This is a genomic window from Chromobacterium amazonense (assembly GCF_001855565.1).
Taxonomy (GTDB): domain Bacteria; phylum Pseudomonadota; class Gammaproteobacteria; order Burkholderiales; family Chromobacteriaceae; genus Chromobacterium; species Chromobacterium amazonense.
In genome coordinates this window covers 81,958-92,729 of the sequence record NZ_MKCR01000010.1, presented here as the reverse complement: position 1 = coordinate 92,729, position 10,772 = coordinate 81,958, and the positions used below count along the sequence as shown (strand labels likewise).

13 protein-coding genes are annotated in these 10,772 nt (G+C 63.5%); 10 read left to right on the top strand and 3 right to left on the bottom strand.

Annotation, left to right across the window (positions count from 1 at the left end; translation table 11 throughout):
- From BI343_RS07060 to yacG, 5 genes are all read left to right on the top strand, one after another.
- On the top strand, window positions 1–217 hold a 217-nt coding region (locus BI343_RS07060), incomplete at its 5' end, for a type II secretion system F family protein (protein ID WP_211269398.1).
- A complete protein-coding gene (locus BI343_RS07055; protein WP_071109184.1) occupies window positions 217–1,137 on the top strand; it encodes a prepilin peptidase in 921 nt (306 codons plus the stop codon). The genes BI343_RS07060 and BI343_RS07055, both read left to right, overlap by 1 nt.
- On the top strand, window positions 1,137–1,736 hold the full coding sequence (gene coaE, locus BI343_RS07050) for a dephospho-CoA kinase (RefSeq protein ID WP_244886592.1): 600 nt from the start codon (window positions 1,137–1,139) through the stop codon (window positions 1,734–1,736). The genes BI343_RS07055 and coaE overlap by 1 nt, the downstream gene beginning before the upstream one ends.
- A 36-nt stretch (window positions 1,737–1,772) precedes the next feature.
- Window positions 1,773–2,531, top strand: a complete 759-nt coding sequence (gene zapD, locus BI343_RS07045; protein ID WP_043622060.1) for a cell division protein ZapD — start codon at window positions 1,773–1,775, stop codon at window positions 2,529–2,531.
- Window positions 2,532–2,536: 5 nt separating this feature from the next.
- Window positions 2,537–2,731 (top strand): DNA gyrase inhibitor YacG, encoded by a 195-nt coding sequence (yacG, locus tag BI343_RS07040; RefSeq protein WP_071109183.1) that lies wholly within the window; start codon window positions 2,537–2,539, stop codon window positions 2,729–2,731.
- 68 nt (window positions 2,732–2,799) lie between these two features.
- On the opposite strand, the gene BI343_RS07035 is transcribed toward yacG, so the two are convergent.
- Complete coding sequence (locus BI343_RS07035) at window positions 2,800–4,041, bottom strand: N-acetylmuramoyl-L-alanine amidase (RefSeq protein ID WP_043621902.1); 1,242 nt, start codon at window positions 4,039–4,041, stop codon at window positions 2,800–2,802.
- Window positions 3,999–4,487, bottom strand: coding sequence for a tRNA (adenosine(37)-N6)-threonylcarbamoyltransferase complex ATPase subunit type 1 TsaE (gene tsaE / locus BI343_RS07030; protein ID WP_422614103.1), 489 nt, complete (start codon window positions 4,485–4,487; stop codon window positions 3,999–4,001). Before tsaE ends, BI343_RS07035 begins: the two co-directional genes overlap by 43 nt.
- Window positions 4,488–4,491: 4 nt before the next feature.
- Between tsaE and queG the strand changes: the two genes are divergently transcribed.
- Window positions 4,492–5,574 (top strand): tRNA epoxyqueuosine(34) reductase QueG, encoded by a 1,083-nt coding sequence (gene queG / locus BI343_RS07025; RefSeq protein ID WP_071109182.1) that lies wholly within the window; start codon window positions 4,492–4,494, stop codon window positions 5,572–5,574.
- On the opposite strand, the gene BI343_RS07020 is transcribed toward queG, so the two are convergent.
- A complete protein-coding gene (locus BI343_RS07020; protein ID WP_071109181.1) occupies window positions 5,571–5,987 on the bottom strand; it encodes a MaoC family dehydratase in 417 nt (138 codons plus the stop codon). The genes queG and BI343_RS07020 overlap by 4 nt on opposite strands.
- 261 nt (window positions 5,988–6,248) lie before the next feature.
- On the opposite strand from BI343_RS07020, the gene BI343_RS07015 reads away from it, so the two are divergent.
- The 4 genes from BI343_RS07015 (at window position 6,249) to BI343_RS07000 (ending at window position 10,770) form a co-directional block, all read left to right on the top strand.
- Window positions 6,249–6,998, top strand: coding sequence for an electron transfer flavoprotein subunit beta/FixA family protein (locus BI343_RS07015; RefSeq protein WP_043621894.1), 750 nt, complete (start codon window positions 6,249–6,251; stop codon window positions 6,996–6,998).
- A gap of 3 nt (window positions 6,999–7,001) precedes the next feature.
- Window positions 7,002–7,934, top strand: a complete 933-nt coding sequence (locus BI343_RS07010; RefSeq protein WP_071109180.1) for an electron transfer flavoprotein subunit alpha/FixB family protein — start codon at window positions 7,002–7,004, stop codon at window positions 7,932–7,934.
- 152 nt (window positions 7,935–8,086) lie between these two features.
- Window positions 8,087–9,868, top strand: coding sequence for an acyl-CoA dehydrogenase (locus BI343_RS07005; protein ID WP_071109179.1), 1,782 nt, complete (start codon window positions 8,087–8,089; stop codon window positions 9,866–9,868).
- Between the two features lie 269 nt (window positions 9,869–10,137).
- Complete coding sequence (locus BI343_RS07000) at window positions 10,138–10,770, top strand: type II secretion system protein N (RefSeq protein ID WP_139165671.1); 633 nt, start codon at window positions 10,138–10,140, stop codon at window positions 10,768–10,770.
- Window positions 10,771–10,772 lie beyond the last annotated feature (2 nt).

The following is a 10,772-nucleotide window of genomic DNA, read 5'->3' as shown; positions in this document are numbered from 1 at the left end:
GGTGCTGCAGATGACCGCCATCGGCGAGGAGTCCGGCTCGCTGGACCAGATGCTCGATAAAGTGGCCGATTTCTATGAAGAAGAGGTCGACAACGCCGTGGCGGCGTTGTCCAGCCTGCTTGAACCCGCCATCATGGTGATTCTGGGGGTGCTGATCGGGGGCTTGGTGATCGCGATGTACATGCCGATTTTCAAAATGGGTCAGGTGGTGGGTTGATGCTGCAGGATATGGCGTGGTTGCTGGCGACCCACCCGGCTTATCTGCTGGGTGCGGCCGTGGTGTTGGGGCTGATGGTGGGCAGTTTTCTGAATGTGGTGATCCACCGCATGCCGCGGATGCTGGAGAACGAATTCCTGGCGGATAGCGTCGGTTATCTGGCCGAGAGCGACCGCTTTCCCGCATTGAAATTGGCGGCGCAAGGCGCGATGGAAGAGCTGACGGAGGCTCCAGGCTATAATCTGTGGCGCCCCGCTTCGCATTGCCCATCTTGCGGCGCGGCGGTGCGGGCCTGGCAGAATATCCCGCTGTTGAGCTACGCGCTGCTGCGTGGCCGTTGCGCCGCTTGCCGCGTCGGCATCAGCCCGCGTTATCCCCTGGTGGAGTCGCTGTGCGGCGTCTTGTTTGGTTTTCTCGCCTGGAAACTGGGCTGGGGCTGGCCGCTGTTTGGCGCGATGGCGCTGACCGCCGCCTTGCTTGCTTTGACTTTCATCGATCTCGATACCCAACTGCTGCCAGACAGCCTGACGCTGCCGCTGATGTGGGCCGGCCTGTTGTTCAATCTGCATGGCGGCTTGGTGCCGCTGTCCGATGCGGTGCTGGGCGCGGCCTGCGGCTACTTGTCCTTGTGGCTGGTGTATCAGCTGTTCAAACTGGCCACCGGCCGCGAGGGCATGGGGTATGGCGATTTCAAGCTGCTGGCCGCGTTGGGCGCCTGGCTGGGCTGGAGCATGCTGCCCTTGATCATTCTGCTGTCGTCGTTGGTCGGCGCGGTTTGCGGCCTGGCGATGATGGCCGCCTCGCGTGTCGGTCGCGGCCAGCCGATTCCTTTTGGCCCCTATCTTGCCGCAGCCGGCTGGATTGCGCTGGTGTGGGGACCGCAGATCGTCGAGGGATATCTGGCATGGCTATCCCGGTAGTGGGTCTGACCGGCGGCATCGGTTCCGGCAAGAGCGCGGCGGCGGACCGTTTTGCCGAGCTGGGCGTGCCGGTGATCGACACCGATCAGATCGCCCATCAATTGACCGGCCCGGGGGGCGCGGCGATGGCGGCGATCGCGCAGGCGTTCGGCCAGCAGGCGCTGACAGCCGATGGCGCCTTGGACCGTGCGGCGATGCGACAGAAAATCTTCTCGAATCCCGATAGCAAGCATCAATTGGAAGCGATTCTGCATCCGGCCATCTATGACGAAAGTGTGCGCAGGCTGCAGGCGGCGCAGGGCGAGTACGCGGTGCTGGTGGTGCCGCTGTTGTTTGAAAATGAGCGCTATCTGCCACTCTTGGCGCGCACGCTGGTGGTTGATTGCGACGAGCAAACCCAGATTGAGCGCGTCATGCGGCGCAACGGTTTTGCCGAACAGGCGGTGCGGGCGATCATGGCGGCGCAGTTGCCGCGGAATGAGCGGCTGCGCCGCGCGGACGATGTCATCGACAATAACAGCGGCTTGGCAGAATTGAGGCTTCAAGTTGATGCCAAACACGGTTATTATCTGGCAAATCTTGTCAATGCAATGTTTTGAGGCTTGATGCAAGCCGTGGAGAAGGGCAGATCTGCCGTGATCAGTTTTGAATTTCCTGTCACCGAGCGCACCCGTATTCTGCTGCGTCTGGAATATCTGTACGGGCGGCTGGCCTACTTCGTCGGCAAGGATCATCCCCATGACCATCATGCCGCGTTGCTGGTTCTGTTTGAACTGATGGAAACGGCTTCGCGCGCAGACCTGAAAGCCGATCTCTTGCAGGAGCTGGAGCGGCAGAAGCAGATGCTGGAGGCATTGCGCGAGAATCCGAATGTGGCCGAAGAGACGCTGGAAGGCGTGTTGGAGGAGATCGAGCGCGCGTCCGGCAAGCTGCTGGCCTTGACCGGCAAGTTTGGCCAGAACCTGCGAGAAAACGAGTGGCTGATGGCGATCAAGCAGCGCGCCGGCATTCCCGGCGGCACCTGCCAGTTCGATCTGCCTTCCTATCATTTGTGGCAGCAGAAGCCGGCCGAGGAGCGCCGTCATGACATGCTGCGCTGGTCCGCGCCGCTGATGCCGACGGCGGACGCGTCCGACATCCTGCTGCGGCTGCTGCGAGACAGCGGCAAGACGCATCATTATGTGGCGCGCCGCGGCGCGTTCCAGCAGATGTCCGGCGGCAAGGTGGTGCAGCTGATCCGCGTCGCCTACGACGACACGCTGGCGCTGCTGCCGGAATTGTCCGCCAATAAATACGCCCTCAACATCCGTTTCGTCGGCGCGGTGACCGGCGAAGCCCGGCCCCGCCAGACCGAACAGGATGTCGAGTTCTACCTCACCAATTGCAAGTTTTGAGTTTCATGGCTGAATCCATCCGCATCGTCGCCTGCCCCACCTGCCGCGCCGAAGTGCGCTGGGAGGCGCAGAGCCGTTACCGCCCATTTTGCAGCGAACGCTGCCGTTTGATCGACCTGGGTCAGTGGGCCAGCGAGAATTATCGCGTGCCGGCAGAAGAGGAAACGCCCCCGGGCGAGCTGCCGCCGGCCTCGCACTGAGCGCCGGCAAGCCTTACGCATAAAAACCGCCAGGACTCGACCTGGCGGTTTTGCTTTGGGGCAGGCGATCAGGCGCGCGCGGCCAGCGCGGCGCCGGAGGCGAAATAGTTTTTGACGCCGCTGAAGATGGCATTGGCCATCTGCTGCTGGAACTCGGCGGTGATCAGCCGCTGTTCCTCTTCCGGGTTGGAAATGAAGGCCGTTTCCACCAGGATGGAAGGAATGTCCGGCGCCTTCAGCACGGCGAAACCGGCTTGCTCCACCGCGTTCTTGTGCAGCTTGTTCAGGCCGCCGAGCTGGCCCAGCACGGTCTTGCCCAGTTTCAGGCTGTCGTTGATGGTGGCGGTTTGCGTCAGGTCCAGCAGCGTGTGAGCCAGATATTTGTCCTTGCTGCCGATCTTGACGCCGCCTATCAGGTCGGAGTCGTTCTGCGTCTGCGCCAGCGCCTTGGCGAAGGCGCTGGTGGCGCCTTTTTCCGACAGCGCGAACACCGAGGAACCACGCGCCGCGCGGTTGGGCGCGGCGTCGGCGTGGATGGAGACAAACAGGTCGGCATTCAGCTTCCTGGCCTTGGCCACGCGCACGCCCAGCGGGATGAACACGTCGTCGCTGCGCGTCATATAGGCCTTCATATTCGGCTCCGCGTCGATCAATTGCTTCAGCTGATGGCCTATCTTCAGTACCACGTCTTTCTCGCGGTTGCCCTGCAGGCCGATTGCGCCGGGGTCTTCGCCGCCGTGTCCCGGATCCAGCATCACGACGATGGGGCGGTCGCTGTTCTTGGACTTGGGCTTGATCTGCGTGGGCGGCTGTTCCAGTTTGCCCTTGTTGTAATCCTGCAAGAGCGCCAGCAAAGGATCGTCCTGGACGCCGCTGGCCGGATACAGGTCCACCACCAGTCTATGCTTGTATTCCGCCACCGGAGCCAGCGTGAAAGCCTGCGGTTTGACGTCGGTCTTCAGTTCCAGCACCAGCCGCACCGTATCCGGGGCGAACTGGCCGGCGCGGGCGTTGGCGATGAAGGGATCGGCCTTGGTGATCTGGCCGCTGATGTCTTTCAGCACGCCGTTCAACTGCACGCCCTGCAGATCGATGACCAGCCGGCTCGGGTTGGCCAGGGTGAACTGCTTGTACTGGATGGCGCTGCCGGATTCCAGCGTGATGCGGGTATACGTGCTCGATGGCCAGATGCGCAGGGCGACGATCTGGTTGTCGGCTGCCAGCCCCGTACGGCTGACGGCAAGCAGGAAGGTAGCGGCCGCGGCGCCTAGCAATGCGCGGCGGTTTGGGTCGAAAGTCGAATCAGGCATGACTGTCCGGTTGGTGTCTGAGCTTGGAATTGGTAAGTGCGACCCTCGCCGGCGACGGCAAGTTCCAGCACGATGTCGGCTGCGGGCAACAGATCGTCGGCTTTGTCTGGCCACTCCACCAGGCATAGGCTATCGGGGCCGAAATATTCGCTGAAGCCGGCGTCGTTCCACTCTTCCGGGTCTGCGAAACGGTAAAGGTCAAAATGATGGACGCTATATTCGGACAGCGGATAGCTTTCCACCAGCGTATAGGTGGGACTTTTCACCTTGCCCAGATGCCCGAGCGCGGCCAGCAGCCCGCGGGTAAACGTGGTCTTGCCGGCGCCCAGGTCGCCCCGCAGGTGGACGGTGAGGCCGGGGCGGGCCGCGGCGGCGAAAGCGGCGCCCAGCATCAGCGTGGCGCGTTCGTCCTGCAGGCTGCCGGCCACAACGCTGGTATCATCCATCGCCATGACTGAGAATCCTCCTCAAAAACCGGATTATCCCGAATTGTCGCGCCAAATCAAAGCCTGGGCGCGCGAAGCCGGCTTTGCCGATGCCCGGATCACCCGCGCGGCGCTGCCGCCAGAGGCCGAGCGCGAGCTCGAGGCCTGGCTGGCGGCCGGCTATCACGGCGAGATGGACTACATGGCCCGCCACGGCGCGCTGCGCGTCCGTCCCGCCGAATTGGTGCCGGGCACCTTGTCCGTGATCTCGCTGCGCATGAACTACTGGCCGGAGGCGAAGCCGGCCGAACAGGTGCTGGCCGATCCGTCGCTAGCCTATTTGTCGCGCTACGCGCTGGGCCGCGACTACCACAAGGTGTTGCGCAACCGCTTGCAAAAGCTTGCCGAGCGCATCGAGGGCGCTATCGGCGCCTTCGGCTACCGGGTGCTCACCGACAGCGCGCCGCTGGCCGAAGTGGCGCTGGCGGCGCAGGCCGGCTTGGGTTGGCGCGGCAAGCACACATTATTATTGACCAAGAAGCAGGGGTCGCTGTTTTTCCTGGGCGAAATCCTGACCGATCTGCCCCTGCCGCCGGACGAGGCGGAGGATGGTCATTGCGGTCGTTGCACCCGTTGCCTGGATGTCTGTCCCACCGGCGCCATTGTCGAACCGTACAAGGTCGATGCGCGGCGCTGCATTTCCTACCTGACTATAGAACTGAAAGGCGCGATTCCGCATGAATTGCGTCCGCTAATCGGCAACCGGGTGTATGGCTGCGACGATTGCCAGCTGTTCTGTCCGTGGAATCGTTTCGGAGCTTTATCAGAAGAATCTGATTTTGCGGTGCGTCATGGTTTGGATCGCACGAGTCTGGTAGAACTGTTCGACTGGAGCGCGGAGGCATTCCGCGAGCGGATGGCTGGCAGCCCTATCTACCGCATCGGTTATCACAAGTGGCTGTCGAATCTGGCGGTCGGGCTGGGCAATGCGCCCACCAGCCCCGAAGTCATCGCCGCCTTGCGGCGGCGTCTGGATTTCCCCGACGAGCTGGTGGCCGAGCCGGTGCGCTGGGCCCTGGCTCGGCATGGCGTCAGTTCTGGCGATTAGCCGCGCGAAGGCGCAATCACCAAGGATTCGCCTTCCAGCACCACATGATCGCCGACGCGGCATTCGGTGGTCAGCCGCACCCGTTTCTTTTCCGGAATCAATTCCGCGACGGTGACGCGGGTGGTCACGGTCTGCCCGATGCGGACCGGGGCCTTGAAGCATGTGGACTGCGACAGGTAGATGGTGCCGTAGCCGGGCAGGCGGGTGCCGATCACGCCGGAGATCAGGCTGGCGGTCAGCATGCCGTGGGCGATGCGGGTCTCGAACGGCGTGGACGCCGCGTAAATCTGATCCAGATGCACGGGATTGTTGTCGCCGCTGACGGCGGAGAACAACAGCACGTCGGCCTCGGTGACGGTTTTGCCGGATTCGGCGCTTTGTCCCACGACGAGGTCTTCGAAATAGACGGTCATGACAACTCCACGGTTTATGACAAGGGAATGTTGCAATGCACGACCGCATTGTGCCAGCTTCGCCTTGAAATGCAAACCCGCGGGAAATGACGTACTATCGACGCCGAGTTGCATTTTCACCACGCTTGGGGTGTCGGCACACAAACCAAACGCTCGTTTGAAATTTGCTTGGGGCATAATCAGGCTCAGCTGGCCGCTCGTTGCCTTCCGCGTTTTCGGGCCTGAACCGGTCCTAACCCAACAGATGTTTGCTGGAGGAATATGAAAGTTCTAGTCGCAGTGAAGCGCGTTGTTGATTACAACGTGAAAGTCCGCGTCAAAGCCGACGGCAGCGACGTTGATATCGCCAACGTCAAGATGTCGATGAACCCCTTCGACGAAATCGCCGTCGAAGAAGCCGTGCGTCTGAAAGAAGCCGGCAAGGCGACTGAAATCGTCGCCGTGTCCATGGGCGTGAAGCAGTGCGAGGAAACCCTGCGCACGGCGCTGGCCATGGGCGCCGACCGCGCCATCCTGGTGGAAAGCGAAGCCGAGCTGCAGCCTTTGGCCGTGGCCAAGCTGCTGAAGGCCGTGGTGGAGAAGGAACAGCCGCAGCTGGTGATCCTGGGCAAGCAGGCGATCGACGACGACGCCAATCAGACTGGCCAGATGACCGCGGCGCTGCTGGGCTGGGCCCAGGGCACCTTCGCTTCCAAGGTTGACCTCTCCGCCGAGACCGTGGACGTGGTGCGCGAGATCGACGGCGGCCTGGAAACCGTCAAGCTGCGCCTGCCGGCTGTGGTGACCGCCGACCTGCGCCTGAACGAGCCGCGCTTCATCAAGCTGCCCAACATCATGGCCGCCAAGAAAAAGCCGCTGGACAAGACGACTCCGGCCGATCTGTCCGTCGACGTGACCCCGCGCCTGAAGACGCTGAAGGTGGCCGAGCCTGCCAAGCGTTCCGCCGGCGTCAAGGTGGCCAATGCCGCCGAACTGGTCGCCAAACTCAAGAACGAAGCAAAGGTGCTGTAAGACATGGCTATTCTCGTTATCGCTGAACACGACAACCAGAGCCTGAAAGCAGGCACCCTGAATACCGTCACCGCCGCCGCCAAGCTGGGCGAAGTGCACGTGCTGGTAGCCGGCCACAACGCCGCCGCCGCCGCCGATGCCGCCAAGAACCTGGCCGGCGTGTCCAAGGTGCTGTTGGCCGACGCGGCCCAATACGCCCATGGGCTGGCAGAAAACCTGTCCTCCCTGGTGGTGGGCCTGGCCAAGGCTTACAGCCACGTGCTGGCCCCGGCCTCGTCCTTCGGCAAGAACCTGCTGCCGCGCGTCGCCGCCTTGCTCGACGTCGCCCAGATTTCCGAAATCACCGCCATTGAATCGGCCGACACTTTCGTCCGTCCGATCTACGCCGGCAACGTGATGGCCACCGTGCAGTCGGTCGACCCGATCAAGGTGATCACCGTGCGCACCACCGCCTTCGACGCGGCGGGCCATGGCGGTTCGGCCGCGGTGGAAACCATCGCCGCCGGCGCCGACAGCCAGCTGTCCGCCTTCGTCGGCCAGGAACTGACCAAGTCCGACCGCCCGGAACTGGGTTCGGCCCAGGTCATCGTCTCCGGCGGCCGCGCGCTGGGTTCGGAAGAACAGTTCAAAGCCGTGATCGAGCCTTTGGCGGACAAGCTGGCCGCCGCGGTGGGCGCGTCCCGCGCCGCGGTGGACGCCGGCTACGCGCCGAACGACTACCAGGTTGGCCAGACCGGCAAGGTGGTGGCGCCGCAGCTGTACATCGCCGTCGGGATTTCCGGCGCGATCCAGCACCTGGCCGGCATGAAGGACTCCAAGGTCATCGTCGCCATCAACAAGGATGAAGAGGCGCCTATCTTCCAGGTGGCCGATTACGGCATCGTGGGCGATCTGTTCACCGTGGTGCCGGAACTGATGGCCGAACTGTCGAAATAGCGGCAGCCGGGGCGCGGCAGCACGCGCCCCCGACCGAGCAGGCAGCATAGCCGCCGGAACAAACAACAGCAGCCGGCGCCCAAGATTTGAGCGCCGGTTTTTTTACGGTCCGCCTTGACGGTCCAACGCGAGAGAAACAGAGGAGAAGCGCGATGATTTATCACGCACCAGTCAAAGATATTCGTTTTGTCTTGAATGAACTGGCCGAATTGCCAGCCATCTGCGGTTTGCCCGGTTATGGCGAGTGCTCGGTCGAATTGGTGGACGCCGTGCTGGAAGAGGGCGCCAAGTTCGCTGAAGGCGTGCTGGCGCCGATCAACAAGCAGGGCGATCAGGGCGCCAAGTGGCAGGATGGCGAAGTGACCGCCGCGCCGGGTTTCAAGGACGCTTGGCAGCAGTATGTCGAATCGGGGTGGGTAGGCCTGCGCGCGCCGGAAGAGTTTGGCGGCCAGGGCATGCCTGCGCTGGTTGCGGCGGCGGTGGAGGAAATGTGGTGCGCGTCCAATCTTGCGTTCTCCCTGGCCCCGCTGCTGACGCTGGGCGCGGTGGAGGCCATCCATCATCATGCGTCGGACGAGCTGAAGAATATCTATCTGCCGAAGATGGCCAGCGGCCAATGGACCGGCACCATGAACCTGACCGAGCCGCAGGCCGGCTCCGACCTGGCCCAGGTGCGTTCGCGCGCCGTGCCGGCGGCGGACGGCAGCTACCGCGTCAGCGGCCAGAAAATCTTCATCACCTGGGGCGAGCACGACATGGCCGAGAACATCGTCCATCTGGTGCTGGCCCGTCTGCCGGACGCTCCGGCCGGCGTGAAGGGCATCTCGCTGTTCATCGTGCCCAAGTTCCTGGTCAATGCCGATGGTTCGCTCGGCGCGCGCAACGACGTGCGCTGCGTGTCGCTGGAGCACAAGCTGGGCATCCACGGCAGCCCGACGGCGGTGATGAGCTTCGGCGACAACGATGGCGCGGTCGGCTATCTGGTGGGCGAGCCGAACAAGGGCCTGAATTATATGTTCACCATGATGAACCACGCTCGCCTGGGCGTGGGCATCGAGGGCATGGCAGTGTCCGAGCGCGCTTACCAGAAGGCGGTGGAATACGCGCGCGACCGCGTGCAGAGCCGCGCCGTCGGCTCGCCGGACCCGGCCGGCGTGCCCATCATCCAGCACCCGGACGTGCGCCGCATGCTGATGACCATGCGCGCCCAGATCGAAGCGCAGCGCGCGCTGACTTTCTACGCCGCCGCCGCGCTGGACCGCGCCGCCCGCCATCCGGCGCCGGCCGAGGCCGCGCGCAACCAGGCGCTGCTGAACTTCCTGATCCCCATCGTCAAGGGCTGGAACACCGAGCAGGCCAACGAGATCACCAGCCTGGCCATCCAGGTGCACGGCGGCATGGGCTTCATCGAGGAAACCGGCGTCGCCCAGTACTATCGCGACGCCCGCATCACCGCCATTTACGAAGGTACCACCGGCATCCAGGCGCTGGACCTGATCGGCCGCAAGACTGCGGCTGAGCATGGCGTCACCGCCCGCGCGCTGCTGGCCGAGGCCCAGTCCACCGCGGCCAAGCTGCAGGCGGCTGGGTTCGACAGCATCGCTGGGAATCTGGCGTCCGCCATCGCCGATGCCGAGCGCTGCGTCGCCTTCATCCTGGAAACTTTCGGCAGCCAGCCGCAGTTGGCCGCGGCCGGCTCGGTGCCTTTCCTGAAGCTGATGGGCATAGCTCTGGGCGGCTGGCAACTGGGCCGCGCCGCGCTGATCGCCAAGGACAAGCTGCAGGAGGCTGACGCGGACGCCGATTTCCTGAACGCCAAGATCGTCACCGCCCGCTTCTTCGCCGAGCATCTGCTGCCGCAGGCATCCGGTCTGGCCGCGGCCATCGTGCGCGGCGCGGACAGCGTGCTGGCGCTGGATGAAGCCCAGTTCTGAGCTTGCTTTGATTTATCATGACGCCACGGCATGCCGTGGCGTTTTTTATGCGAGAATGCAGAAAATTCCATGCCGTAAGGGTCCAGATGCTTGCTGCATGAGGCTTGCAAGCCAGTCTCCTTATGGTTCGCTTGTAAATATTAACGATGGCTGAAATTTGATCTGTCATCAAAACTACTTGCAAGCTATTGCAAAATCGCCGCCTTGCTGCTTAATCTAACGTGCCAAGGCGGGATGTGTTCAGCATAATTTTTGACGGCGGGAAGTCGATGGGTCTCGGGGATCATAACAAGTTGGTCGGCAAGTTGAATTTCGACAAGCTGCGCTTGCCGGGCGCGCAATGGCACAAAGCCTTGCCTGCTTTGGCGATGGGCATTGCCGTGTTCTGGCTCGGCCAGCAGTTGAGCGGCTGGCTATCCCCGTCCCCGCGCGCATACCGGGCGCTGGCGCCGGCGCAGCCGCAGGCTGCTGCTGCGGCAGTGGCCCAGGGGCACTGGTTTGGCGAAGCGCCGCAGCAGCAGGCCGCCGCGCTGCCGCCGCTGCGCCTGCTGGGCGTATACGCGCCTGCGCTGCCAGGCGTTCTCGGTTTCGCCATCGTGGACAACAACGGCCATGCCGAACCGTTGCTGCAGGGCAAGCAAACCGCCGACGGCTGGGAGCTGGTCAAAATTGCGCCCAACGGTGTGACCATCCGCTCCGGCGGCAGCGAGCAGTTCGTCCCGCTGCAGGCCCGCAATGGCGCAGCGGGCGGCGTGGACGCCGCGACGCAGCCGCCGCCCCAGGCGCCTGGCCAGATGCAGCCCCCGCCCATGCCCGGCGCCGTGCCGGTGCCCAGCCAGAATTCCGTACCCGATGCTCCGCCCCAACCCGCGGTCGATCCTGCCGCGATGATTCGCCAATAAGA